The organism is Brachybacterium paraconglomeratum, assembly GCF_003994255.1.
Lineage (GTDB): Bacteria > Actinomycetota > Actinomycetes > Actinomycetales > Dermabacteraceae > Brachybacterium > Brachybacterium conglomeratum.
The window spans coordinates 362,788-386,894 of sequence record NZ_ML133851.1; the positions used below are offsets into that span (position 1 = coordinate 362,788).

Here is a 24,107-nt window from a genome sequence, read left to right on the forward strand (position 1 = left end):
GCGGCCACAGTAGGCGCCGACCCCGACATTCGCCGCTGCCCCGCAGCCCCTGTGGATGACGGGGCAGTGGGGAGGAGAGGTGCTGAGGCGGGCACGATGCCCGGGGACCGACGAACACAGACTACCGAACAGACGTTCGAACTCAAGTCGGTCGCGGGCGTGTCGCGCCGTGTGCTCCGCAGCGATCCTCGGGGCCCGCGGCGGCGCCGGCCCCAGCTGGATGTCAGCGTCGTCGCTGCTCGACGGGGATCTCCCAGCGGGCGGACTCGGGGACCTCCATCGCCTCGCACAGCGCGGTCCACACCGCACGCACGGCGACCCCGTGCTCGAGGGCCTCGGCGGCGGTCAGGCCGCCGACCTCCTCGAGCACGAGGTCGTGGGTGTAGGTGCGGGCCAGCGCGGGGCCGAACACGTGATCGGCCAGCTCCGCGAACTCGCTGCGCCGCACCTCAGCTGGCGCCGACCAGCGGCGCGGTGCCGTCGGCGAGGCCCTCGGGGACGGTGTCCGGGATCGTCACGCGCTCGGCGACCGCGATGCGGTCGGAGACCTCGCGCAGCACGAAGGACAGCGGGAGACCGAGGGCGTCGGTCACGGAGACGAGCAGCTCGCTGGAGGCCTCCTTCTGCCCGCGCTCGATCTCGCTGAGATAGCCCAGCGAGACGCGCGCGTCGGAGGACACCTGCCGCAGCGTGCGGCCCTGGGCACGGCGCGCATCGCGCAGCACGTCCCCCAGCTCCTGACGGAACAGGATCATGGACCTTCCTCCCTTCCTCTGACTCTGGATGAACTTCTCATGCACCTCTGGGATGCGGTACGTCGTCGTCATCACGTGGAGCCCAACGCGTCCTCCCGCGAGAGTGTTCCCCAGAGTGTAGTGGGCCACGTCCGAGGGTTCGCTGGAGATGTGCACGGTGGACGTCGGGGAGGAGAGGACCGCGTCGTCCCCGGCTGATCAGGACTCGGACGGATCGGCGAGCTCGGCGGCGAGCTCGGCGAGGGCCTCCTGGACGGCGAGGGCCCGGATCTCGGCTCTCCCGCCGCTGAGACGGACCTCACGGGTGCGGGCAGGACCGCCGCGTCGGGCGATCCCGAGGTGCACCGTGCCCTCCGGCACACCTCGCGCGTCGGGGCCGGGGCCGGCCACTCCGGTCGTGGAGACGGCGAGGTCGGCGTCGTACAGCCGCTGCGCGCCCTCGGCCATCGCGGCGGCGACCTCCGCGGTCACCGCGCCGGTGCGCTCGAGCAGCCCGGCGTCCACGCCGAGCACTCGGGTCTTCGCCGCGTAGGAGTAGCAGGCCGCTCCCCCGGCGACGACGTCGCTCGCCCCGGGCACGTCGACCAGTCGGGCCACGACCGCGCCGGCCGTGAGCGACTCGGCGGTCGCGAGCGACCAGCCGCGCTCGCGTGCCGCGTCGATCACCGCGGCGGGGGTCCCGCTCACGCCTGCCCGGTTCCCGCCGAGAGCGCCTCGCGGCGCAGGCGCAGGCCGTCCTTGAGGTTCACCAGGCCGGACCACACGGTCAGCACCACGGCCAGCAGCACCAGGGCCAGGCCGATCCAGCGCGCCGGGGACCACCACAGCTCGAAGGGGATGAGGCAGAAGGTGATCGCGATGGACTGCACCATCGTCTTCGCCTTGCCGGCCATGTTCGCCGGCAGCGCCCCGTACTTCAGGATGGTGAAGCGCATGACGGTGATGCCGATCTCGCGCACCAGGATCAGCACGGTCATCCACCAGGGGACGTACTCCCACACTGAGAGCATGATCAGCGCCGCGCCGGTGATCGCCTTGTCCGCGATCGGGTCCATGATCTTGCCGAAGTCGGTGATCAGGTTGCGGCTGCGGGCGAGGTGCCCGTCGACGAAGTCGGTGATCATCGCCAGGACGAACACCGCGGCGACGAGCAGTCGGCCCGGCACGGTGTCCGGGTAGAGGATCGCGAGCACCACCAGCAGCGGCACCATGACGCAGCGCAGCATGGTGAGGATGTTGGCGATGTTCCACAGCGGGACCTCGGCCTCGGGCTTCGTGGTCATCGGTGCTCCTGGGGTTCGGCGGGACGGGATACGAGGGAAGGACGGGGGTGGGACGCTCAGCGGCCGGTGAGGCTCCAGGCGTCCTCGCTCTCCTCGTCGTCCTCGTCGTAGTAGTCGACGGCGGGCTCGGTGCCGTCGTCGGCGAGCGGGTCGCTGCCGTACCGGTCGGCGCTCCCCTCGCCGACGGGCTCGGTCGGCTCGGGCTCGAGGTCCACGGCCTGGTCGGCGCCGTAGGGCTCGTCGCCCTCCCCGCTCGGGGCCTCCTCCCCGCGGATGCGGGCGATCGCGGTGCCGAGCTCGTCGGGGTGGACGAGCACGTCGCGGGCCTTGGATCCCTCGGAAGGGCCGACGATCTCGCGGGACTCGAGCAGGTCCATCAGCCGGCCCGCCTTCGCGAAGCCGACGCGCAGCTTGCGCTGCAGCATGGAGGTCGAGCCGAACTGCGTGGTGACCACGAGCTCCGCGGCCTGCAGCAGCACCTCGAGATCGTCGCCGATGTCGTCGTCGATCTGCTTCTTCTCCGCGACGACGGTGACGTCCTCGCGGTAGTTCGGCGTCATCTGCGTCTTGACGTGGTCGACGACCTTGTGGATCTCCGACTCGTTGACCCAGGCGCCCTGGACGCGCATCGGCTTCGCCTTGCCCATCGGGTGGAACAGGGCGTCGCCCTGGCCGATGAGCTTCTCCGCGCCGGGCGTGTCGAGGATGACGCGGGAGTCCTGCAGGGAGGAGGTCGAGAAGGCGAGCCGGCTGGGCACGTTCGCCTTGATGATGCCGGTGACGACGTCGACCGACGGGCGCTGCGTGGCGAGGATCAGGTGGATCCCCGCGGCACGGGCGAGCTGGGTGATGCGCTGGATCGAGGCCTCGACGTCGCGGGGGGCGACCATCATGAGGTCCGCGAGCTCGTCGACGACCACCAGCAGGTACGGGTAGGGGGCCAGGCGCCGCTCGCTGCCGGCGGGGACCTGCACCTCCCCGGCGCGCACGGCCTTGTTGAAGTCGTCGATGTGCTTGAACCCGAAGGCGGCGAGGTCGTCGTAGCGGGCGTCCATCTCCTTGACGACCCACTCGAGCGCCTCGGCGGCCTTCTTCGGGTTGGTGATGATCGGGGTGATCAGGTGCGGGATGCCCTCGTAGATGGTGAGCTCCACGCGCTTGGGATCCACCAGCACCATCCGCACCTCCTCCGGGGTGGCGCGCATGAGGATCGAGGTGATCATCGAGTTGACGAAGCTCGACTTGCCGGCGCCGGTGGCGCCCGCGACCAGCAGGTGAGGCATCTTGGCGAGGTTCGCGACGACGTAGCCGCCCTCGACGTCCTTGCCCACGCCCATCACCAGCGGGTGCTCGTTGCGGCGGGCGACCTGGCTGCGCAGCACGTCGCCGAGCGCGACGGTCTCGCGGTCGGTGTTGGGGATCTCGATGCCGATCGCCTTCTTGCCGGGGATCGGCGAGAGGATGCGCACGTCCGAGCTCGCGACCGCGTAGGCGATGTTCTTGTCCAGCGCCGTGACCTTCTCGACCTTGGTGCCGGGCTCGAGCTCGACCTCGTAACGGGTGACCGTCGGGCCGCGGGAGAAGCCCACCACCTCGGCGGCGACCTTGAACTGCTCGAAGACTTCCTCGAGCGCCCTGACCACCTGATCGTTGGCCTCGGAGCGGGACTTGTGCGGGGGGCCCTCGAGCAGGAAGGAGGACTCCGGGAGGGTGTAGACCACGTCGCCGGCGAGCTCGAGCTGCTCGCCCGCGCGGGGCAGGTCGCCCATCGGCGGATGCACCAGCTCCGCGGCGTCCTCGGTCTTCTCCGGGGCCGCCGCCGCGGCGGCCGGCACCTTCTTCGCGGGCACGGGCGTGGTGCGGTCCCCGCCGCGGGCCCCCTTGGCGGGCAGCGCCGCGGTGGGCGCCTCGTCGCCGGTGGGGAAGGTCTTGGCGCGCTGGTTCTCGTCCTCGACCACGTCGAAGACCTCGGTCGCGACCTCCGGGGCGCCGCGGCGCGGGCCGGCGGGACCGGCCTTCGCGGACTTCGCGCCCTTGCCGGCGCGACCAGGCTTCTTCGCGCCGGGTCGGCCCTCCTCGGCCACGCCCTGCTCGAAGGCCTCGTCGCCGGCGTAGCCGAACGCCTCGTGGTCCCGCTCGGCCTCCGCGGCCTCCGCCTTCTCCTTGCGGGTGCGGCGACGGGGGCGGGCGGCGGGCTGGGCCGCGGTCTCCTGCTCGTGCACGGCCGGGTCGACGCGGCGCGGGCGCAGGCCGAAGGCGATGCGCTCCTCGTCCTCCTCCTCGCTGCGGCCGACCATCACGTCGTACACGCCGCGCAGACGGGAGGGGATCGACTCGACCGGAGTCGCGGTGAGCACGAGGATGCCGAAGGCGATCAGGGCGGAGTGGATGATCACGACGGCCAGCGGCGGCAGCAGCGCCTCGAGCGGCGCGGCCGCGAGATAGCCGAGCACGCCGCCGCCGCGGGCGAGGGCGTCGATGCCGTCGGCCGGGGCGGGCAGGCGCGCCGAGACCGAGGCGATGGCGGAGATCGCGGTGAGCAGCACGGCGATCCCGATCGAGATGCGGGTGTTGGCGCGCACCTGGTCGGGGCGGCGGAACATGCGCAGCGACCAGCCGGCGGCCAGCAGCGGGATCACCATGGAGGAGATCCCGAAGGTGCCGGCGACCACGGTGTGCACGGCGCCGAGCACGGGGCCGCTGGACTGCCACCACTCGACCACGGCGACGAGCACCGCGATGAGCATCAGGAACAGCGCGTAGCCGTCGCGCCGCTGCTCGGGCTCGACCTCCCAGCGCTGCACCCCGATGCCGCGGACCATGCCGCCGATCATGCGGGCGATCGCCAGATAGCCGGAGCGCACTGCGCGCACCGGCAGAGGGAGCGTCGAGGGGTCGTTCGCCGCGGCTCCGCGGGTCCGGGAGCTGCCGGAGGCCGAGGAGCGGGACGAGCCTTTCGACGCACGTGCGGGGGAAGACGTACGTGTCGCCATGGTCCCGATGGTACATTCCGGCCCCCGCTCGGCCCGGGAGGCGACCCGCGCGATCCGGTCTCGCGGGGCGCGGATCACGCCGCCGACAGGGGTTCCGCCCCCGGCGCGCGCCGCGGGCACGCGTCCGGCTCGCCGGGACGCGGGTGGCTCAGGCCTCGACGACCACCGGGATGATCATGGGGCGCCGGCGCAGCCGCTGGCCGACGTAGCGGCCGACGACCCGCCGCATGACCTGCTGCAGCTGGTAGGTGTCGCGGCGGTCGGCCTGGTCGGCGACCGCCTGCTCGAGGGCCTTGACGATGTCGGGCCGGAGCCGGTCGAAGACCGCGTCGTCCTCGGCGACGCCGCGGGCGTGGATCTCGGGTCCCGCGATCAGCGCCCCGGTCTCGGAGTTCACGACCGCGAACAGGGAGATGAACCCTTCATCGCCGAGGATGCGGCGGTCCTTGAGGTCCGCCTCGGAGATCTCGCCGACGCTCGAGCCGTCCACGTACACGTAGCCGTTGGGGATCTCCCCGACCACCTCGGCGATCCCGTCCTTGAGGTCCACGACCTGGCCGTCGCGGGCGAGGACCACGCGCTCGCGCGGCACGCCGGTGGCCTCGGCGATCCGGCCGTTGGCGATGAGATGGCGCACCTCGCCGTGGATCGGCATGACGTTCTGCGGCCGCACGATGTTGTAGCAGTACAGCAGCTCGCCCTCGCTGGCGTGCCCGGAGGTGTGGACCTTGGCGCTGCCCTTGTGGACCACCTCGGCGCCGAGCGCCATCAGCCCGTTGACCACGCGGAAGACCGCGTTCTCGTTGCCGGGGATGAGGGAGGAGGCGAGGATGACCACGTCGCCGGGGCCGACGGAGACGCGGTGGTCGCGGTTCGCGATCCGGCCCAGCGCCGCCATCGGCTCGCCCTGGCTGCCGGTGCACATCAGCACCACCTGCTCGTCGGGCAGGGAGTCGATGCGCTTGACGTCGACGAGCGTGTCCTCGGGGACGCGGAGATAGCCCATCTCCGCGGCGATGCCCATGTTCCGCACCATCGAGCGGCCCACGAAGGCGACCTTCCGCCCGTGCGCCGCGGCGGCGTCGAGCACCTGCTGGACGCGGTGGACGTGGCTGGAGAAGGACGCCACGACGATCTTCTGGCGTGCCCGGGCGAAGATCCCCTTCAGCACCGGACCGATCTCCTGCTCGCCGACGGTGAAGCCGGGGACCTCGGCGTTGGTGGAGTCGGTCATGAACAGGTCCACCCCGGCCTCGCCGAGGCGGGCGAAGGCGCGCAGGTCGGTGATCCGGCCGTCGAGCGGGAGCTGGTCCATCTTGAAGTCGCCGGTGTGCAGGACGGTCCCGGCGGGGGTGGAGACGTGCACCGCGAGCGCGTCGGGGATCGAGTGGTTCACGGCCACGAACTCGCACTCGAAGGGGCCGAAGCTCTCGGTCTGCCCCTCCGCGACGACGAGGGTGAAGGGACGGATGCGGTGCTCGCGCAGCTTCGCCTCGATGAAGGCGAGGGTCAGCTGGCTGCCCACCAGCGGGATGTCGGGCTTGCGCCGCAGCAGGTAGGGCACGGCGCCGATGTGGTCCTCGTGCCCGTGGGTGAGCACGATCGCGGCGACGTCGTCGAGCCGGTCCTCGAGCATGTCGAAGTCCGGCAGGATCAGGTCCACGCCGGGCTGGGACTCCTCGGGGAAGAGCACCCCGCAGTCGACGATCAGCAGGCGGCCCTCGTACTCGAGGACGGTCATGTTGCGGCCCACGTCGCCGAGGCCGCCCAGCGGCGTGATCCGCAGCGTGCCCGGGGCGAGCTCGGGCGGTGCGGGGAGACGGTCGGTGAAGGCGGCGGTCATCGGGGTCTCCTCGGCACTCGGGCGGATCGGATCAGAGCAGGCCGGCGGCGTCCAGCGCGGCGGAGAGCTCGCGCAGCTGGGTGGCGTCGGCGGGCAGGTGCGGCCCGCGCATCGCGGCGTGCGGCAGCACGCCCTGCAGGTGCAGCGCGGCCTTCGCGGCGACCGCGCCGGGCATCCGGTTCATGATCGCCTCGACCACGGGCACGAGCCGACGATGGGCCTCGAGGGCGGCGGGCAGGTCGGAGCGGTCCACCGCCTCGACCATCTCCCGCTCGATGTCGCCGGCGATCTGGCTGACCACGGAGACCATGCCGGCCGCGCCGAGCGTCAGCCAGGGCAGGTTCAGCGCGTCCTCGCCGGAGTAGTAGACGAGGTCGGTCTGCGCCATGACGAGGGAGGCCTGCTGGAGGTCGGCCTTGGCGTCCTTCACCGCGACGATGCGCGGGTTCTCCGCCAGGCGCAGCAGGGTCTCGAGCGCCAGCGGGATCCCGGCGCGGCCGGGGATGTCGTAGAGCATCACCGGCAGGTCGGTGGAGTCCGCGATCGCGGTGGTGTGCGAGACGACCCCGGCCTGCGAGGGCTTGGAGTAGTAGGGAGTGACCACGAGCAGCCCGTCGACGCCAACCTCGGCGTGCGCGCGGGCGAGGTCGATCGAGTGGGCGGTGTCGTAGGTGCCGACGCCGGCGACCACGGTCGCCTCGTCGCCGACGGCCTCGACCACGGCGCGGGCCAGGTCGATCTTCTCGACGTCGGTGAGGGTGGGCGCCTCCCCCGTCGTGCCGGAGACGACGACGAGGTCGTGGCCGTGCTCGACGACGTGGGCGGCGAGCGACTGGGCCGCGTCGAGGTCGACGCGGTGGCCGTCCGCGCTCAGCGGGGTGACCATCGCGGTCCCCACCGCGCCGAACGGTCGCGCAGGGCGCTGGTCGGTGCTGCTCATGGTCTCCTCCAGGGGAAGTGCTGCTGCCCGGATCCTAGTGCAGGGGCGGGCCGTGCCCCGTGCCGTCCCGGCACGCGGCGGGTCCGTCGGCGTCGTGCCCCGGCGGGCTCCGGCGGCGTGGCGGGCGGCGGCGGGGCGAGGGCCCGCCGCCGCGGCCTCCTCAGCGCCGGTCCGCGCCGCCGAGGTCGACGAGGATTGCCAGCGGCGTGCGCTGGCGGCCCTGGCCGAGGGGGTTGTCGGCGAAGGTCGCCTCGAGCACCTCGTTCGTGGTGGGCACGTCCGAGCCCAGCACGTTGCGGCCGATGTCGTTGGCGTCCATCACGACCGTGCCGACGAAGCCGTCGCGCAGCGCGGCGGAGATGTCCGCGCCGCGGATCGCGGCGGAGATCTGCGCGGCGACCGCGTCCGGGTCCTTCGGCGGGAGCTTCGCGGAGACGTTCGAGGGGAAGGCGGAGTACGGGGTGGGCCCGTCGATCGCGCGCACGTTCGCGCCGACGACCTCGTAGAACAGGCCGCGCCTGCCGACGACCTTGCCCGCGGCGCCGACGGCGGAGGCGGCGACGACGCGCGGGAGCCCCACCTCGCGGATCGCGAGCTCCATCGTGGTCGGGTCGCCCAGGCCGATGCCGGCCGGGGTGCGGGAGACGAAGCGGCTGAGCACCTTGGCGGAGCGGCGGGGCCTGATCTCCCAGGTGAACCAGGAGCGGCCCTGCGTGATCGCGATGATCTTCTCGCTGATCACGAAATACCAGGGCGCGCCGTCGGGGACGACGCCGCCCGGCAGGGACGCGGCGAAGGCCTCGACCCGCTCGCGGGCGATCCGCTCGACGTCGTCGCCGCGGGCGACCAGCGCGGTCTGCAGCGGCAGGCGGCGCCAGGTGCGGCCGTCGGCCTCGGAGACGAGGTCGAGCTGCTTGCCCTCGTTGGCGACGTAGTCGCTCTTGGGCACGACCTCCTCCTCGGCCGCGGGCTCCGCGGCGACGGCGGCGGGGGCCGGCGCGGCGGCGAGCGCGGCCTCGTCGGCCGAGCCGCCGAGCGCGCGGGTGGCGCCCTCGGCGTCGTCGAAGAAGGTGCGCATCCACAGCTCGACGTTCAGCAGGCGCCAGAACATCAGCGTGCCGTGGTTCTCCGGGTGGGCGATGTAGTCGTCGAACAGCGCGAGCACGCTCGGCGCGTCGAAGTAGGGCCGGGAGGCGAAGGACGCGGAGGCGAAGACGTCCCGCAGCTGCGGCGCGATCGAGCGGAACCACTCCCCCTCGGGGGTGGTGAAGCCGATCTTGTTGCGGCGCTTGGAGATCATGTCGGGGAGGATCCCGTCCATCGCCTCGCGCAGGATCCGCTTGTTCCAGCCGTCGTGGATGATCGCGGACTCGTCGAGGGAGAACAGGAACTTCAGCAGCTCCTTGTCGACGAAGGGGACGCGCCCCTCGATGCTGAAGCGCATCGTGTTCTTGTCCTCGTAGCGCAGCAGCGAGGGCAGGGAGGAGCGGAAGGTGTCCTCGAGCAGGCGCTCCTTGAGGTCGTCCTGGACGGAGGTGACCTTCTCGCCGCTGTGCTCGGCGACGAAGCCGGAGTTCAGCAGCGCCTCCATCGGCACGGAGGTGCGGCCGGAGAACTTGGTGCGGGCGAGCTTGCGGAGGATGTCGCGGGAGCCGACGACCTCGGAGGCGAGCTCCTTGAACCGCTTCTGGCGGCGCAGCTGGCGCAGGTAGACGTAGAAGTACGGGTTGTACCCGGCCATCATCTCGTCGGCGCCCTGCCCGTCCAGGAGCACGGTGATGTGCTGGCTGGCCTCGCGCATCACGGCGTACTGCGCGTAAGGGCCGGTCGAGATGATCGGCTCCTCCTGGGTGCGCACGAAGTCGTGGAGGTCCTCGAGGAACGCCTCGGGCTGCGGGTGGATCTTGTGGGCCGTGATCTGGCCGCGGTTCTCGTCCAGCAGCGCGTCGACGTAGCGCTCCTCGTCGTTGGAGGAGTTCGGGAAGACGGCGGAGAAGGTGTTCTGACGGGAACCGACCGCCTCGTAGCCCTCGTCCTCGGGCCGCTCGCGCAGCTGGCGCGCGATCACGGCGGCGACGGCGGAGGAGTCCAGCCCGCCGGAGAGGGAGGTGCCGACGGGGACCTCGGACTGCAGGCGCATCCGCACGGAGTCCTGGAAGCGCTCGCGGTACTCGTCCACGACCGACTGGTCGTAGGGACGGCTGGGGCGCGCGGCGATCTCGCGCAGCTCCTCCTTCAGCCGGGTGAAGGAGCGCACCTCGGTGCCGTCGGGGCGGATCTCGAGCACCTCGCCGGACATCAGGCGGTTCACGCCGGCGAAGAAGGTGCGGGAGTCGTCGTCCTGGACGCGGAACTTCAGGTAGCGGTAGACGGCGCGGTCGTCCGGCGCGGCCTCGAAGGTGCCGGAGGCGAGCAGCGAGCGGATCTCCGAGCCGAAGACGACCTTCGGCGCCCCACCGGCCTCGGAGGCGGGGTCCACGCGGTAGTAGAGCGGCTTGATGCCGAAGTGGTCGCGGGCGAGGGTGACGGTGCCGGTGGTCGCGTCGTGGATCGCGAAGGCGAACATGCCGTTGAAGCGGTCGTAGGCGGCGGTGCCCCACTCGGCGTGCGCCTCCAGCAGCACCTCGGTGTCCGAGTCGGTGCGGAAGGTGTGCCCGAGCTGCTCGAGCTCGGCGCGCAGCTCGAGGTAGTTGTAGGTCTCGCCGTTGTAGACGATGGTGTAGCGGCCGTCGGCGGTGGTCATCGGCTGGGCGCCGTGCTCACGGTCGATGATGGCCAGGCGCCGGTGGGCGAGCCCGGCCTCGCCGTCGACGAAGAGGCCCTCGCCGTCGGGACCGCGGTGGGCCAGGGCGCCGCTCATCCGGCGGGCGATCCGCTCGGTGTCAGCGCCGTATCCGTAGGTGCCGGCGATTCCGCACATGGGGCGAGTCCTTTCGAGGGGGACGGCTGCGCCCTCGGTCCGGGCGCTCGCCGCCGTGGGGCGACGACGGCGGGGACGCCGTCCGCAGGGCGCGGGACGGACCGGTCGGGCCGCCCAAGGGTATCAACGGGGCCGCGGCCGACAGAGCAGGCGCGGCGCGACGGTCAGCTTCCGCGGCGGGCGAGCACGAGGTCCTCGCCCTCGACGCGCACCTCGAGGTCGTCCAGCGAGGTGACCAGGGCGTCCGCGAGCGGGGACAGCTCCCCGGCGGGGGTGGTCGTCGTCACGGCGACGGTGCGGGCGCCGGCGGCGATCCCGGCGCGGAGCCCGCCGACGGAGTCCTCGAGGACGACGGTGCGGGAGGGCTCGACCCCGACGCGCTCGGCGCCCAGGAGGTACGGCTCCGGATCGGGCTTGCCGTGGGTGACCTGGTCCGCGGTGACCAGCCCCTCGGGCACGGGCAGCCCGGTGCGGGACCAGCGGGCCTCGAACAGGGGCCGGGTGCAGGAGGTGACGATGGTCCAGCTCGCGCGGCCCAGGGTCTCGGCGGCGGCGTCGAGCTCGGCGAGCAGCCGCTCGGTGCCGGGCAGGACGACGATCCCCTCCACGTCCTGCATCTCGAGCTCCTCGATGCGGCGGTGGGCCGCGTCGAGCTCGGCCTCGCTCGCCTCGGGCAGGATCTGGGCGAGGATGCGGCGGGCGGGCATGCCGTGATGGGCGTGGCCGAACCGGAGGTCGGTGCCCAGCTCGCGCAGGAGCGTGTTCCAGGACCGCTCGACGGCGGGGCCCGAGTCGATCAGGGTCCCGTCCATGTCCAGCAGCAGGGCGCCCGTGCGCAGCGGCGGGGCGGTGTCGGGAGCGGGATCCTGGGAGTCCGTCATGCCGTCAGAATCTCATATCCCCTGGCGGACGCGCGGAGGATGTCCGGGCAGGTGATCGTAGAGTGTCGAGCATCATGACCGCCGCCGTCCCCGCCCCGTCTCCGCGCCCCGACACCCCCGATGCGCGGCTGCGCACGATCCGTCGCACCGGCTTCTCGATCGGGCTGGCGACGGGGCTGTACGGGATCAGCTTCGGCGCGCTCGCGACCGCCTCCGGGCTCGACGTGTGGCAGGCGATGGTGCTCTCCGCGGTGATGTTCACCGGCGGCAGCCAGTTCGCCTTCGTGGGCGTGGTGGGCGGGGGCGGCTCCGCCCTCGGCGCGGCGCTCGCCTCGCTGCTGCTGGGGATCCGCAACACGCTGTACGGGCTGATCCTCGCCCCCTCCCTGCCGCGCGGCGGGGCGAGGGGCGCGGCCCGCGCGCAGCTGACGATCGACGAGTCCGCGGCGCTGGCGGCGACGGGCACGACCGAGGCGGAGCGTCGGGCGGGGTTCTGGTCCGCCGGGGTGTGGGTGTACGTCTTCTGGAACCTGTTCACCCTCGCGGGCGCGCTGGCCGGACAGCACATCGCCGATCCCGCGGCCTGGGGGCTCGACGCCGCCGCGGCCGGGGCGTTCATCGCGCTGCTGTGGCCGCGGCTGCGCAGCGGGGACGCGGTCGCGATCGCGGTGGCCGCGGCGTTCGTGGCGCTGCTGACCACGCCGGTGCTGCCCGCCGGGCTGCCGGTGCTCGCCGCGGCGTTGGTCGCGGTGGTGGCCGGTCTGCTGCCGTCCCGTCGCGGGGCGACGGGGCACGCAGCGCCCGAGGTCGATGCGTCGGACGACGAGCCTGCGACGGACGAGGAGGAGCGGCGATGAGCCTGCTGTGGATCGCGGTGATCGCCGCGTCGGTGCTGTCCTTCGTGCAGAAGTGGATCGGCTACCAGGCGCCGCAGGACGTGCTCGAGCGCCCCCGGATCGCGCGGATCACGCGCCTGCTGCCGATCGCGCTGCTGGGGGCGCTGGTGGCGACCCAGACCGCGGCCGACGGGACGGAGGTCGTGCTGGACGCGCGGCTGGCCGGGCTGGGCGTCGCGGTGGTGCTGCTGCTGGTGCGGGCGCCGTTCCTGGTGGTCGTGGTCGGCGCCGCCGCGGCCGCGGCCGCGCTGCGGGCGCTCGGCTGGGCCTGAGCCCGGGGTCCTGCTCGTCGCGCCGCTCGGCGCACCGCTCGCCATCACGCTCGCCCTGGCTGCCGACCCGTCGACGCCCGACGGGTCAGCGGCGCGCGGCCTCGATCGCGCGACGGGTCGCCATGCGGGCCCCCTTGCGGTCGCGCAGCGCGTCGTAGGCCAGGGCGAGGCGGAACCAGGCGCTCCACTCCCCCTCGCCGCCGTCCTGGACTGCGGTGCGCGCGGCCTCGAACTCGGCCCGGGGGTCCTCCGCCTCGGCGTCGGCCGGGGGCTCGTACCGGGCGGAGAGGTCGCCGGCGGCCATGCCGAAGAGCATCTCGCGCCAGGTCACCCACACGGTCAGCACCAGCAGCACCACGATGCCGATGGCCAGCCCGTACCCGAGCCCTCCCCCGGCGCGCACGAAGCCCCAGGCGATCCAGCCCAGGCCCCACGCGTAGGCCGCGGTGGCCAGAAGGAGCCCTGCGACCATCAGCTTCTCTCGCATCCCGGTCCCCGTCCCGGGCCTCAGCCGAGGTCCATAAAGCCGTCCAGGCCCACGGTGAGGCCCGGGTGCGAGGCGACCTCGCGCACGCCCAGCAGCACGCCGGGCATGAAGCTGATGCGATCGAAGGAGTCGTGGCGCAGCACGAACTGCTCTCCCACCCCGCCGAACTGCACGACCTCGTGGGCGACGAGGCCCCGCTGGCGCACCGCGTGGACGTGGATGCCGTCGACGACCGCGCCGCGGGCGCCGTCCGGGTCCTTCTCGGTGGCGTCCGGGACCGGGCCGAGACCCGCCGCGGCCCGGCCGCGGGCGATCGCGGCGGCGGTGTGGCGGGCGGTGCCGGAGGGGGCGTCGAGCTTGTTCTCGTGGTGCATCTCGATGATCTCGGCGCTGTCGTAGTAGCGCGCGGCGACCTCGGCGAAGCGCATGGCGAGCACGGCGCCGATCGCGAAGTTCGGGGCGATCAGCACGCCCACGCCCTCGGCGCCCGCGAGCCGCTCCCGCAGCGCCTCGAGCGACTCCTCGCTCCAGCCGGTGGTGCCGACCACGGCGTGGATGCCGTGGTCGATCAGCCAGGCGACGTTGTCGGCGGTGGCGGAGGGGACGGTGAGGTCGATCGCGACCTCGGCCCCGGCCTCGGCCACGGCGTTCAGGTCGTCGCCGCGGCCGATCCGGGCGACGAGCTCGAGGTCGTCGGCGTCCTCGACGGCGCGGCAGGCGGCGGCGCCCATGCGGCCGGCGGCGCCGAGCACGGCGACGCGGGTGGGGTGTGCGGACGACGGGGTCTGGGCGGAAGCGGGGGTCATGGCGGCTCCTGGGGTCGTAGCGGTGCGGGGGGGACGGGGACGGGGAGGGCCCGCGAGGCGGGGTCAGCGCTCGGGGCCGACCTCGACCCGGGTGCTGTACGAGCGGGACAGGCGCGCGGCGAGGTCCCGCACGTCGGCGACGTCGACCTCCCCGATGCGGGCGAGGGTCTCGTCGACGCTGGCGTAGCGGCCGTGGACCAGCTCGATGGTGCCGAGTCGGCCCATCCGGGAGCTGGTGTCCTCGAGGCCGAGCGCGAAGGAGCCGGTGATCTGGCCCTTCGCCCGGGTCAGCTCGAGCTCCTCGATACCCGCCTCGCCCATGCGGCCGAGCTCCTCGGCCAGCAGCTCGACGACCTGGCCCGTGCGGCCGGGACGGCAGGCGGCGTACATGCCGAACAGTCCCGCATCGCGGTAGCCGGCGCTGAAGGAGTAGACGGTGTAGGCCAGCCCCCGCTCCTCGCGGACGGACTGGAACAGGCGCGAGGACATGCCGCCGCCGAGCACGGACATCAGCACCGAGAGGGTGTGACGGTCCTCGCTGAGCGCGGTGAGGCCCTGCCCGCCGAGGTAGATGTGGTTCTGCTCGGTGGGGCGGGCGAGACGGTGCGGGGCGAGCGCGGCGACGTCGGTGGCGGTCCCCGTGCTCGGCACGGCGGTCGCGGCGCGCCGCCCGCGGGAGGGCAGCGCCCCCTCCTCCAGGCTCCAGCCGCCGCGGCGCAGGCCCGCGGCCAGGAGGCCGGCGAGCTCGTCGTGGTCGATGTCGCCGACAGCGGTGACCACGAGATTGTGCGGCTGGTAGTGCTCGCGGTAGTGGGCGCGGACGTCCTCGATGGTCAGCGCCTCGACGCTCGCGGCGGTGCCGCCGACGGGGCGTCCGAGCGCCGTGTCGGGGCCGAGCACCTGGGCGAGGAAGGTCTCGTAGCCGACGTCATTCGGGTCGTCCTCCGCCATGGCGAGCTCCTCGAGGATGACCTCGCGCTCGGTGGCCAGGGCGTCCTGCTCGAGGACGGAGGCGGTGATCATGTCGGTGAGGACGTCCACGGCCATCGGCACGTCGGCCGAGCGCACCCGTCCGTAGTAGAGGGTGTGCTCCTTGGCGGTGACGGCGTTGGAGTCGCCGCCCACCTCGTCGAAGGCGGTGGCGATGTCCATCGCGCTGCGGCGCCGGGTGCCCTTGAACAGCAGGTGCTCGAGCACATGGGTCGATCCCGCATGGGCGGGCGCCTCGTCGCGGGAGCCGACGGGCAGCCACAGCCCGATGCTCGCGCTGCGCACGCTGCGGTCGGTCTGGGTGAGCAGCCGCACCCCGCCGGGCAGGATGCTGCGCCGCACGCCGGTCGCGGCGTCGAGGATGACGTCGGAGGCAGGATCGTCGTACAGGAGGTCGGAAGGCATCGCTCGATTGTTCCACGGGGCGGGTGGGAGGTCGCCGAGCCGTTCGTCACGGCAACCGGAGTGCACGGAGGGGAGGCGCCCGAGCTCGGGCGCCTCCCCTCCTGCTGTCGCCGGCCCCTGCGGGCGGGCGGACGGATCACTGCACGAGGATCACTCGGCGGTGGTCTCCTCGGCGGCGACCGATGCCTGCGACTCGACAGCCTCGGCGGACTCGGCCTCGTCCTCGATCGTGGCGAGGGAGATCTTGCCGCGGGCGTCGATCTCGCGGATCTCCACCTCGATCTTCTGGCCGACCTTGGCGACGTCCTCGACGTTCTCGACCCGCTTGCCGCCGTTGAGCTTGCGCAGCTGGGTGACGTGGAGCAGGCCGTCCTTGCCCGGGGTGAGCGAGACGAAGGCGCCGAAGTCGACCACGCGCACGACGGTGCCGAGGTAGCGCTCGCCGACCTCGGGGACCATCGGGTTGGCGATGGCGTTGACCGCGGAGCGGGCCGCCTCGGCCGAGGGGCCGTCGGTCGCGCCGATGTAGACGGTGCCGTCGTCCTCGATGGTGATGTCGGCGCCGGTGTCGTCCTGGATCTGGTTGATCATCTGGCCCTTCGGGCCGATGACCGCACCGATCTTGTCGACCGGGATGGTCACCGCCAGCACGCGCGGGGCGTGCGGGCTCATCTCGTCGGGCGCGTCGATCGCCTCGCCCAGCACCGAGAGGATCGCCAGACGCGCCTCGTGGGCCTGCGAGAGGGCGCCGGTGAGCACCGAGGCGGGCAGGCCGTCGAGCTTGGTGTCCAGCTGGATGGCGGTGACGAACTCCGAGGTGCCGGCGACCTTGAAGTCCATGTCGCCGAAGGCGTCCTCGGCCCCGAGGATGTCGGTGAGCGCCGCGTAGCGGGTCTCGCCGTCCACCGTGTCCGAGATCAGGCCCATCGCGATGCCGGCGACCGGGGCGCGCAGCGGCACGCCGGCGTTCAGCAGCGAGAGGGTCGAGGCGCAGACGGAGCCCATCGAGGTCGAGCCGTTGGAGCCGAGGGCCTCGGACACCTGACGGATCGCGTAGGGGAACTCCTCGCGGCTGGGCAGCACCGGCACGATGGCGCGCTCGGCGAGCATGCCATGGCCCACCTCGCGGCGCTTCGGGGAGCCGACGCGGCCGGTCTCGCCGGTGGAGTACGGCGGGAAGTTGTAGTGGTGGATGTAGCGCTTGCGGTCGACGGGCCCGAGGGAGTCGATCTGCTGCTCCATCTTGAGCATGTTCAGCGTGGAGACGCCCAGGATCTGGGTCTCGCCGCGCTGGAACAGTGCCGAGCCGTGCACGCGCGGGAGCACCTCGACCTCGGCGGAGAGAGCGCGGATGTCGCGCAGGCCGCGGCCGTCGATGCGGACGCCCTCGGTGAGGACCTTCTTGCGCACGACCTGCTTGGTCAGCGCGCGGAAGGCGCCGGAGACCTCGGACTCGCGACCCTCGAGCTGCGCACCCTCGGCGGACAGCTCGGCGATGACCTCACCGAGCAGCTGCTCGGTGCGCTCCTCGCGCTCGGTCTTCGCGGCGATGGACATGACCTCGGCCAGGCGCTCGGTCGCGGCGGCCTCGACGATGCCGTAGGCGTCCTCCTGGTAGTCCAGGAAGAGCGGGAACTCGCGCACGGGCTTCGCGGCCTTCGCGGCGAGCTCCTGCTGCGCCACGCACAGGCTGCGGATGAAGACCTTGGCGGCCTCGAGGCCCTCGGCGACGACGGACTCCGTCGGGGCGATCGCGCCCTGCTCCTTGATGAGCGTCCAGGAGTTGTCGGTGGCCTCGGCCTCGACCATCATGATCGCCACATCGTCCTCGACGATGCGACCGGCGACGACCATCGAGAAGACGGCCTCGTCCAGCTGGGCGAAGGTCGGGAAGGCGACCCACTGGCCGCCGCCCTGCGCGTCGGGCATGAGCGCGATGCGCACGCCGCCGATCGGGCCCGAGAAGGGCAGACCGGAGATCTGGGTGGAGGCGGAGGCGCCGTTGATGCCGACGACGTCGTAGGCGTCCTCGGGGTTGCAGGCCATGACGGTGAGGACGACCTGGACCTCGTTGCGCAGGCCCTTGACGAAGGCGGGACGCAGCGGGCGGTCGGTGAGGCGGGCGGCGAGGATCGCATCGGTGCCCGGGCGGCCCTCGCGACGGAAGAACGAGCCGGGGATGCGGCCCGCGGCGTACATCCGCTCCTCGACGTCGATGGTGAGGGGGAAGAAGTCGAAGTGCTCCTTCGGCTTGTTCGACACGGCGGTCGCCGAGAACACCATGGTGTCGTCGTCGAGGTAGACGGACACGGCGCCGGCGGCCTGCTGGGCGAGGCGGCCGGTCTCGAAGCGGACCTCGCGACGACCGTAGGCGCCGTTGTCGATGACGGCGGTGGTGGCGGTGATTTCAGGGCCTTCCATGGCCATGGGGGATCTCCTTGGTTGAAGGGGTGCCCCTGCCGGTGCGGCCTTCGTCAGTCACCCGCGGCGCCCGGGCGGGACCGGGGTCTCCGGTCGCCCGATCCGCAGGCCACTGCCGAGGACCGAACCTGGTCGGGGGCGGACATACGACACCGCCGCCCGCCCTGTGGGCGAGCGGCGGAGGGGATCAACGGCGGATGCCGAGGCGCTTGATCAGCGCACGGTACCGCTCGATGTCGTTCTCCTGGAGGTACTTCAGGAGGCGCTTGCGCTGACCGACCAGCAGCATCAGACCCCGGCGCGTGTGGTGATCGTGCTTGTGGGTCTTGAGGTGCTCGGTCAGGTAGGTGATGCGGTGGGTGAGCAGCGCGGTCTGGACCTCGGGCGAACCGGTGTCGCCCTCGCCGGTCGCGTACTCCGAGATGATCGCCTGCTTGGTGGCGGAATCGAAGGCCATACTGGTTCTCCTCAGGTCGTTGCGCGGCGCGCCGGGGCCTTCTGCCCCGGGCTCTTCCGACGAGCGGCCCCCGAGCGCACCTCACCCTTGAGGGTGGGCAGTGGCTGGGGGCGGGATCGCTCTCCGCGGCCGATATGACGGCTCGGGAAGGATATCAGGAGCCCAGGTCGCTCCGGGAGCGCTCCGCCTCGAGAGTGCGGCGGGTCACCTCGACGTCCTCGGCCATCTGCTCCACGAGCGCGTCGATCGAGTCGAACTTCAGCGTGGGGCGCTGGAACTCGACGAACTCCAGGCGCACGGTGTCGCCGTAGAGGTGGAGGTCGTGGTCGCCCAGCACGTAGGCCTCGACGGTGCGGCGGGGCGCGCCGTCGGCCTCGAAGGTGGGGTTGGTGCCGATGGAGATCGTCGCCGGGGCGCCGGCCAGCGGCTCGTCGCCCGCGTGCGAGGGGTCCTGGGCGGTGACCGTCGCATAGCCGGCGTAGACGCCGTCGGCCGGGATCAGGCCCTGCGGCCGCGGGCCCAGGTTCGCCGTGGGGAAGCCGAGCTCGCGCCCGCGGCGGAAGCCGTGGTGGATCTCGTCGGTGACGGTGTGCAGCCTGCCCAGCGCCTCGTTCGCGGCGCGCACGTCGCCGGCGAGCACGTCACGCCGGATCCCGGAGGAGGAGATCCGGCCGGTGCCCGTCCCCTCGGGCCCGAGGTCCGGGGCGGTGACGACCTCGAAGCCGTACTTCTCCCCCAGCTCGCGCATGGTGTCGATGTTCCCCGCGTTCGCGCGGCCGAACAGGGCGTCCTCCCCCAGCACCACGCACTTCGCACGCAGCCCCTCGACCAGGAAGATCCGCACGAACTCCTCCGGCGAGTGCCGGGCGAAGTCGAGCGTGAACTCGAGGTCGAGCACACCGTGCAGGCCGGCGAGCAGGAGCAGGCGGTCGCGATCCTCGTGCCCGGTCAGCAGCGGCGTCGCCTCGGGAGAGCCCATGACATGGCGCGGATGCGGCCAGAAGGTGAGGGCGACGGGGCTCAGGGAGCGCGCCTCGGCATGGCGGCGCAGCTGGTCCAGCACGAAGCGGTGCCCCCGGTGGACGCCGTCGTAGTTCCCGATCGAGACCGCGGTCTCGCCGAGCTCGGCGGGCACCTCCAGGGCGGAGTGCCAGATGGGGAGGCGGGTCACGACGCGCTCAGGTCCTTCCGATGCCGGGTGCGGTCCGCGCACCCGTGCTCCGCCGCCCCCGGCGGGCGGGCTGCGACGGCGGGTTCGCCGGAGGACACTGTAGCGCTCGCAGTCCCGGGCCATCCGACGTCGCCACGGCGCCGACGCCCCGGGGCGTGCTCCGGGCCACCTGCCCGAGCGCGACCTGGACCTCGGCTGTTGCAGAGCTGTGACGAACCTCGGACCGGACATCGTGGTAGTGCGCGGGACGCTCCGCTACTCTCGGACGGAAGGCGGCGCCGGGGAGGGACCCCTGTGCCCTGCGGCGCGAGCCGAGGGCGGGCACGACGGCCGCCGAGAACGGATCTGGATCCATGACGAACGTGACCGATACGGCCCCGGGTGGCCGCAGCCGTCGCCGGGTCGCGCTGATCCTCGTGGCGATCGTCGCCGTCCTCGCCGTGATCCTCACCGGCGGGGCGCTGGCCTACGCCAAGCAGTTCGAGGGCCGCGCGCTGCCGGGGACCATGGTGCTCGGCCAGGACGTCTCCGGGAAGAGCCCCGAGGAGATCGCCGCCCTGGTGACCGAGCACGGCGAGTCCGTGAAGGTCTCGGTGACCGCCGGGGATCAGCAGCTCGAGGTGCCGCTGGCGGACCTCGGCGTGAGCGTCGACTCCGCCGCGACCGCCGCCGCGGCGCTCGAGCGCGACGACTCCCTGCCCGCGGTCATCTCCTCGACCTGGTCCGGCGAGCACAGCGTCGAGCCCGTCGTCGAGGTGGACGAGGCCGCCGTGGCCGAGTTCGCGAAGGGCCTGGTCCCCGAGGACATGACCACCCCGGTCGATGCGCAGGTCGTCTTCGACGAGGAGGCGCAGGCCTGGAACGTCGAGCCCGGCCGCAACGGCCAGGGCGTGGACCCGCAGACCCTCGTCGAGGCCGTGAAGACCAAGGCCCCCGCCCTCGAGAGCTTCTCCGTGGAGCAGCCGATCGAGGAGATCGCCCCCGCGATCAGCACCGAGGAGGCCGAGGAGGTCGTCGGCAAGATCTCCTCGCTGCTCGAGCAGCCCATGTCGATCTCCGGCGCCGACGGCGAGACCCACGAGGTCTCCGCCGAGCGCCGCAGCGACTGGATCTCCGTGACACCGGACGAGTCCGGCGAGAACCTCACCATCGCGGTGGACGAGGACGCGGTGCGCGAGTGGGTCGCCACCCGCGCCGACAAGGACGCCGTCGAGCCGGAGAACGGCATCGAGCAGGTCGACGAGGCCGGCGAGGTCGTCAAGGTCGTCTCCGAGAAGAAGGACGGCCTGGAGATCACCAACACCGACGCCGTCGCCGACGAGCTGATCACCGCGCTGAAGGGCACCACTCCCCTGGAGGCCGCCTTCGAGACCAAGAAGCTCGAGGCCGAGGTCGACAAGGTCGACGCGCCGAAGGACGAGGAGGAGAAGGACGAGGAGAAGTCCTCGGACGACGAGAAGAAGGACGAGGAGACGAAGGACGAGGAGCCCGCCGCCGAGCCGACCGGCGAGAAGTGGATCGACGTCGACCTCACCAACAAGACGGTCACCGCCTACGTGGGCGACACCCCCGTCTGGGGCCCGCGCTCGATGGTCGACGGCAAGGAGGGCAACGAGACCCCCACCGGCACCTACGAGATCTACCTGCGCTACGACCGCCAGGACATGACCAACGCGGCGTACTACGACGAGGGCCATCCGAAGTACTACTACACCCCGGACGTCCCCTGGGTGCAGTACTTCCACCACGGGTACGGGTTCCACGGCGCGCCGTGGCGCTCCTCCTTCGGGTACTCCGGCTCGCACGGCTGCATCAACCTGCCGGTCTCCGATGCGAAGTGGCTGTACGACTGGGCCAGCATGGGCACCAAGACGGTGGTGCACCGCTGAGCGGTCCCCGCTCCCCCGCACGGCAGTGAGAGAGGGCCCCTCCCGGGAACGGGAGGGGCCCTCTCTCCGTGCGAGCCCCGGTGCGGCGATCCTGCCCGCGGGGAGCACGGGCGGCTCAGCGGCGGGCGTCCTCGGGCACGACGAGCCGGGGGTGCCAGTCCCGTCCTTCGCGCTGCAGGACGGCCACCAGGCGGCCGGCCGTATCGAGGGCCGCGACCGGGGCGTCCTCCGGGCCGGCGTGCGCGGGATGGGGCCAGGAGGGCGCTCGCAGCTCCTGCGCGGAGCGGATCCGCTTCCCCGTCCCGAGCGCCGCGGCCTCGTCCTCCGAGACGTCCAGGACCGGCAGCACGCGCGCGGCGATCTCGCCGAGCCCGTGCAGGGGCAGGTCCACGTCGTCGCCCTCGCCGCGGGCGGGGACCTGCACCCCGTCCTCGACCGCGAAGGGGCCGACGGCGGTGCGGCGCAGCGCGGTGAGGTGCCCGCCGACGCCGAGGGCGGCGCCGAGGTCGCGGGCGAGGGCGCGGACGTAGGTGCCCGAGGAGCAGTCGACCACGGCCTCGAGGTCGAGGTGCCCGTCCTGCTCGGTGCGGGAGAGGATCTCGAAGCGCGGCACGCGCACGGGCCGGGCGGCGAGCTGGACGTCCTCCCCCGCGCGGGCGCGGGCGTAGGCGCGCTTCCCGTCGACCTTGATCGCGCTGACCGTCGAGGGGACCTGCTGGATGTCGCCGCGGAGCCCGTCGAGGGCCTCCTCGAGACGGACGTCCTCGATCCCGGTGGCATCGACCCGCTCGCCCAGCGGCTCGCCCTCGCGGTCGTCGGTCGTGGTGGCGCTGCCCAGCCGGATCGTGGCGAGGTAGGTCTTGTCCAGGCCGACGAGATGGGTGAGCAGCCGGGTGCCCTGCCCGACGCCCAGCACGAGCAGGCCCGTGGCCATCGGATCGAGGGTTCCGGCGTGGCCGACCTTCTTGGTCCCCAGCAGCCAGCGCACGCGGGCGACCACGTCGTGGCTGGTGCGGTCCTCGGCCTTGTCGACGAGCAGGATGCCGTGGGGTGCGGAGGTCACGCCCGCTCGTGCCCCGGGGCGGTGCCCTCGTCGTCGTCGAGGTCCTCGTCGTCGAGGTCCTCGTCCTCCTCGTCGCGGGGCTTGCGGTAGGGATCGGCCTCGCCGGCGTAGGCGGCGCCCTCCTTGGAGCGGGCGAGCTCCGCGTCGCGGCCGCGGGCCTCGCTGAGGAGGTCCTCGATGACGCGCGCGTTCTCGGGCACCGCATCGGCGATGAACTCGAGGGTGGGGGTCAGGCGCACGCCGGTCTGTCGGCCGACCTCGCGGCGGAGCATGCCGGTGGCACTGTGCAGCGCGGCGGCGGTGCCCTCGCGCTCCTCGTCGGTGCCGAAGACGGTGTAGAAGACGGTGGCGTGCTGGAGGTCGCCGCTGACGCGCACGTCGGTGATGGTCACGAAGCCGAGCCGCGGGTCCTTGACCCGGGTGTCGAGCATGGTGGCGACGATGACCTTGATGCGGTCGGCGAGCTTGAGAGCGCGGGGGTTGTCGTTCATGGGATGGGATCCTCCTGGTCGGCGCCGAGAGCGGCGAGCTCCTCGGCGCGGGGATGGTCGAAGGGGACCGCGAGCAGGATGTCACGGTCGATGGACTGGTCGACGCGGTGGCGGAAGGCGCCGTCGGCGCTGAGCACGCGCAGCCCGGCGTCCGCGAGCACCGCGCTGGCCTCGGCGTGGTCGAGGGTGCGGCGGTTGACCGCGAGCGCGACCCCGGCGCCGTCGCGCAGCAGCGAGCGCCAGCCGGGCGCCGCCTCGCGCAGCACCTCGAGCGGGGAGCGCTGCCAGGCGCCGCCGGCCCGGGAGCCGTGCTGGACCCCGTAGGGCAGGTCCCCGACGAGCGCGTCGACGGAGCCGCCGGGCAGCACCTCGCCCAGTCGGGTGGCGTCGCAGCCGAGCAGGGTCAGGCGCTGCCCTCCGCCGGCGCGCAGGGTCTGCTTGTCGGGCGCGAGCTCCGCCTCGGTCCGGCTGCCCAGCTGCTCGCCGTGCACGGTGAGCCGCGTGGTCTCCAGGGTGTGCTTGTAGCGGTGGGTGCGCAGCCAGGTGCCGAGGAACGCCCGGTAGGCCTCCACGTCCTTGCGGTCGATCTCCGCGCCGACGGGGCTGAGCCCGAGGCGCAGCGCCCGGTTCAGCGTGGTGCCGCGTCCGCACAGCGGATCGAGCAGGTCGAGGGTCCCGTCGAGGATCCCTGCGCGGCGGGCGGACAGGGCCGCGGCGAGGTTCACCAGCAGGGCGGTGAACTGCTCGTTGGTCTTGCCGGTGTAGCGCAGGGTGGTCTCGAGGTCGGAGGGGTGGCGCAGCACGGCGGGCAGGGGCCGGGGGCGCAGCAGCGGCCGGTCCGGGTCCTGGGGGTCCTCCTGCTGCACGTCGAGCACGCCGAGGGTGCCCGAGAGCATCGCCAGCAGCGCCTCGGAGCGCGGCCCGCCCGTCGCGCCGCGCACCTCGAGCCCCGCCATCCCCCCGACCTCCCGGTCCCGCAGAGAGGGCACCGCGCCGAGATGGGCGCCGAGCACCCAGTGCGCCTCGGAGCGCGAGAGCGCCCCCGCGGCCTGCGCGTAGACGCGATTGGCCGAGGGGGCGCGGAGCAGGAGGGACACCTCGCTCATCGTGGTCTCCTCCCCCGCCGGCGCGGCCGGGCACCCCG

General features: G+C 72.8%; 21 protein-coding genes. 3 read left to right on the forward strand and 18 right to left on the reverse strand.

Translation table 11 applies throughout. The features are described from left to right. Nucleotides 1–223 precede the first annotated feature (223 nt). From DS079_RS01630 to DS079_RS01670, 9 genes are all read right to left on the reverse strand, one after another. Nucleotides 224–448 (reverse strand): DUF3046 domain-containing protein, encoded by a 225-nt coding sequence (locus DS079_RS01630; protein ID WP_010551395.1) that lies wholly within the window; start codon nucleotides 446–448, stop codon nucleotides 224–226. Between the two features lies 1 nt (nucleotide 449). Next, a complete protein-coding gene (locus DS079_RS01635; RefSeq protein ID WP_010551394.1) occupies nucleotides 450–755 on the reverse strand; it encodes a helix-turn-helix domain-containing protein in 306 nt (101 codons plus the stop codon). A 198-nt stretch (nucleotides 756–953) separates the two neighbouring features. Beyond that, nucleotides 954–1,442, reverse strand: coding sequence for a CinA family protein (locus DS079_RS01640; RefSeq protein WP_126984553.1), 489 nt, complete (start codon nucleotides 1,440–1,442; stop codon nucleotides 954–956). Continuing rightward, nucleotides 1,439–2,038 carry a CDP-diacylglycerol--glycerol-3-phosphate 3-phosphatidyltransferase gene (pgsA, locus tag DS079_RS01645; protein ID WP_010551392.1) on the reverse strand — a complete coding sequence of 200 codons (600 nt, stop codon included), beginning with the start codon at nucleotides 2,036–2,038 and terminating at the stop codon, nucleotides 1,439–1,441. Before pgsA ends, DS079_RS01640 begins: the two co-directional genes overlap by 4 nt. A 56-nt stretch (nucleotides 2,039–2,094) precedes the next feature. Beyond that, nucleotides 2,095–5,031 carry an FtsK/SpoIIIE family DNA translocase gene (locus tag DS079_RS01650; protein ID WP_241237511.1) on the reverse strand — a complete coding sequence of 979 codons (2,937 nt, stop codon included), beginning with the start codon at nucleotides 5,029–5,031 and terminating at the stop codon, nucleotides 2,095–2,097. Between the two features lie 148 nt (nucleotides 5,032–5,179). Beyond that, complete coding sequence (locus DS079_RS01655) at nucleotides 5,180–6,874, reverse strand: ribonuclease J (RefSeq protein WP_126984554.1); 1,695 nt, start codon at nucleotides 6,872–6,874, stop codon at nucleotides 5,180–5,182. A 31-nt stretch (nucleotides 6,875–6,905) separates the two neighbouring features. After that, entirely contained in the window at nucleotides 6,906–7,814 is a 909-nt protein-coding gene (gene dapA / locus DS079_RS01660) for a 4-hydroxy-tetrahydrodipicolinate synthase (protein WP_126984555.1), read from the reverse strand. Nucleotides 7,815–7,974: 160 nt separating this feature from the next. Then, nucleotides 7,975–10,734 (reverse strand): asparagine synthase (glutamine-hydrolyzing), encoded by a 2,760-nt coding sequence (gene asnB / locus DS079_RS01665; protein ID WP_126984556.1) that lies wholly within the window; start codon nucleotides 10,732–10,734, stop codon nucleotides 7,975–7,977. 164 nt (nucleotides 10,735–10,898) lie between these two features. After that, nucleotides 10,899–11,615, reverse strand: a complete 717-nt coding sequence (locus tag DS079_RS01670; RefSeq protein ID WP_126984557.1) for an HAD-IA family hydrolase — start codon at nucleotides 11,613–11,615, stop codon at nucleotides 10,899–10,901. A 74-nt stretch (nucleotides 11,616–11,689) separates the two neighbouring features. Here DS079_RS01670 and DS079_RS01675 point away from each other — a divergent pair, with 74 nt between their 5' ends. Further along, the gene (locus DS079_RS01675) at nucleotides 11,690–12,472 is read left to right on the forward strand and encodes an AzlC family ABC transporter permease (RefSeq protein WP_164736065.1); all 783 of its coding nucleotides are present in this window, start codon (nucleotides 11,690–11,692) and stop codon (nucleotides 12,470–12,472) included. Next, nucleotides 12,469–12,783, forward strand: coding sequence for an AzlD domain-containing protein (locus DS079_RS17210; protein WP_010551385.1), 315 nt, complete (start codon nucleotides 12,469–12,471; stop codon nucleotides 12,781–12,783). The genes DS079_RS01675 and DS079_RS17210 overlap by 4 nt, the downstream gene beginning before the upstream one ends. Before the next feature lie 85 nt (nucleotides 12,784–12,868). On the opposite strand, the gene DS079_RS01685 is transcribed toward DS079_RS17210, so the two are convergent. The 6 genes from DS079_RS01685 to DS079_RS01710 form a co-directional block, all read right to left on the reverse strand. Beyond that, nucleotides 12,869–13,270, reverse strand: a complete 402-nt coding sequence (locus DS079_RS01685) for a hypothetical protein (protein ID WP_126984559.1) — start codon at nucleotides 13,268–13,270, stop codon at nucleotides 12,869–12,871. Between the two features lie 20 nt (nucleotides 13,271–13,290). Beyond that, nucleotides 13,291–14,076 (reverse strand): 4-hydroxy-tetrahydrodipicolinate reductase, encoded by a 786-nt coding sequence (dapB, locus tag DS079_RS01690; protein ID WP_126984560.1) that lies wholly within the window; start codon nucleotides 14,074–14,076, stop codon nucleotides 13,291–13,293. Between the two features lie 63 nt (nucleotides 14,077–14,139). Further along, nucleotides 14,140–15,471 carry a M16 family metallopeptidase gene (locus DS079_RS01695; protein WP_126984561.1) on the reverse strand — a complete coding sequence of 444 codons (1,332 nt, stop codon included), beginning with the start codon at nucleotides 15,469–15,471 and terminating at the stop codon, nucleotides 14,140–14,142. Between the two features lie 150 nt (nucleotides 15,472–15,621). Next, nucleotides 15,622–17,892, reverse strand: coding sequence for a polyribonucleotide nucleotidyltransferase (locus DS079_RS01700; RefSeq protein WP_164736093.1), 2,271 nt, complete (start codon nucleotides 17,890–17,892; stop codon nucleotides 15,622–15,624). Between the two features lie 187 nt (nucleotides 17,893–18,079). Next, a complete protein-coding gene (gene rpsO, locus DS079_RS01705) occupies nucleotides 18,080–18,349 on the reverse strand; it encodes a 30S ribosomal protein S15 (RefSeq protein ID WP_010551380.1) in 270 nt (89 codons plus the stop codon). 154 nt (nucleotides 18,350–18,503) lie between these two features. Beyond that, nucleotides 18,504–19,520 carry a bifunctional riboflavin kinase/FAD synthetase gene (locus tag DS079_RS01710; RefSeq protein ID WP_126984563.1) on the reverse strand — a complete coding sequence of 339 codons (1,017 nt, stop codon included), beginning with the start codon at nucleotides 19,518–19,520 and terminating at the stop codon, nucleotides 18,504–18,506. A gap of 353 nt (nucleotides 19,521–19,873) precedes the next feature. Between DS079_RS01710 and DS079_RS01715 the strand changes: the two genes are divergently transcribed. Further along, entirely contained in the window at nucleotides 19,874–21,409 is a 1,536-nt protein-coding gene (locus tag DS079_RS01715) for a L,D-transpeptidase family protein (protein ID WP_126984564.1), read from the forward strand. 115 nt (nucleotides 21,410–21,524) lie between these two features. On the opposite strand, the gene truB is transcribed toward DS079_RS01715, so the two are convergent. From truB to DS079_RS01730, 3 genes are read right to left on the reverse strand one after another with little or no spacing between them, the layout of a single operon-like run. Next, nucleotides 21,525–22,472, reverse strand: coding sequence for a tRNA pseudouridine(55) synthase TruB (gene truB / locus DS079_RS01720; protein ID WP_126984565.1), 948 nt, complete (start codon nucleotides 22,470–22,472; stop codon nucleotides 21,525–21,527). Then, on the reverse strand, nucleotides 22,469–22,963 hold the full coding sequence (rbfA, locus tag DS079_RS01725) for a 30S ribosome-binding factor RbfA (RefSeq protein ID WP_126984566.1): 495 nt from the start codon (nucleotides 22,961–22,963) through the stop codon (nucleotides 22,469–22,471). Before rbfA ends, truB begins: the two co-directional genes overlap by 4 nt. Beyond that, nucleotides 22,960–24,069 carry a TRM11 family SAM-dependent methyltransferase gene (locus tag DS079_RS01730; RefSeq protein ID WP_126984567.1) on the reverse strand — a complete coding sequence of 370 codons (1,110 nt, stop codon included), beginning with the start codon at nucleotides 24,067–24,069 and terminating at the stop codon, nucleotides 22,960–22,962. Before DS079_RS01730 ends, rbfA begins: the two co-directional genes overlap by 4 nt. Nucleotides 24,070–24,107: the final 38 nt, after the last annotated feature.

Excerpts from the sequence above, each read along its gene's own strand:
- DS079_RS01635 (WP_010551394.1), bottom strand. The coding sequence starts at position 755 with ATGATCCTGTTCCGTCAGGAGCTGGGGGACGTGCTGCGCGATGCGCGC.
- pgsA (WP_010551392.1), bottom strand. The coding sequence starts at position 2,038 with ATGACCACGAAGCCCGAGGCCGAGGTCCCGCTGTGGAACATCGCCAAC.
- DS079_RS01650 (WP_241237511.1), bottom strand. The coding sequence starts at position 5,031 with ATGGCGACACGTACGTCTTCCCCCGCACGTGCGTCGAAAGGCTCGTCC.
- DS079_RS01655 (WP_126984554.1), bottom strand. The coding sequence starts at position 6,874 with ATGACCGCCGCCTTCACCGACCGTCTCCCCGCACCGCCCGAGCTCGCC.
- dapA (WP_126984555.1), bottom strand. The coding sequence starts at position 7,814 with ATGAGCAGCACCGACCAGCGCCCTGCGCGACCGTTCGGCGCGGTGGGG.
- asnB (WP_126984556.1), bottom strand. The coding sequence starts at position 10,734 with ATGTGCGGAATCGCCGGCACCTACGGATACGGCGCTGACACCGAGCGG.
- DS079_RS01670 (WP_126984557.1), bottom strand. The coding sequence starts at position 11,615 with ATGACGGACTCCCAGGATCCCGCTCCCGACACCGCCCCGCCGCTGCGC.
- DS079_RS01675 (WP_164736065.1), top strand. The coding sequence starts at position 11,690 with ATGACCGCCGCCGTCCCCGCCCCGTCTCCGCGCCCCGACACCCCCGAT.
- DS079_RS17210 (WP_010551385.1), top strand. The coding sequence starts at position 12,469 with ATGAGCCTGCTGTGGATCGCGGTGATCGCCGCGTCGGTGCTGTCCTTC.
- DS079_RS01685 (WP_126984559.1), bottom strand. The coding sequence starts at position 13,270 with ATGCGAGAGAAGCTGATGGTCGCAGGGCTCCTTCTGGCCACCGCGGCC.
- dapB (WP_126984560.1), bottom strand. The coding sequence starts at position 14,076 with ATGACCCCCGCTTCCGCCCAGACCCCGTCGTCCGCACACCCCACCCGC.
- DS079_RS01695 (WP_126984561.1), bottom strand. The coding sequence starts at position 15,471 with ATGCCTTCCGACCTCCTGTACGACGATCCTGCCTCCGACGTCATCCTC.
- DS079_RS01700 (WP_164736093.1), bottom strand. The coding sequence starts at position 17,892 with ATGGAAGGCCCTGAAATCACCGCCACCACCGCCGTCATCGACAACGGC.
- rpsO (WP_010551380.1), bottom strand. The coding sequence starts at position 18,349 with ATGGCCTTCGATTCCGCCACCAAGCAGGCGATCATCTCGGAGTACGCG.
- DS079_RS01715 (WP_126984564.1), top strand. The coding sequence starts at position 19,874 with ATGACGAACGTGACCGATACGGCCCCGGGTGGCCGCAGCCGTCGCCGG.
- rbfA (WP_126984566.1), bottom strand. The coding sequence starts at position 22,963 with ATGAACGACAACCCCCGCGCTCTCAAGCTCGCCGACCGCATCAAGGTC.
- DS079_RS01730 (WP_126984567.1), bottom strand. The coding sequence starts at position 24,069 with ATGAGCGAGGTGTCCCTCCTGCTCCGCGCCCCCTCGGCCAATCGCGTC.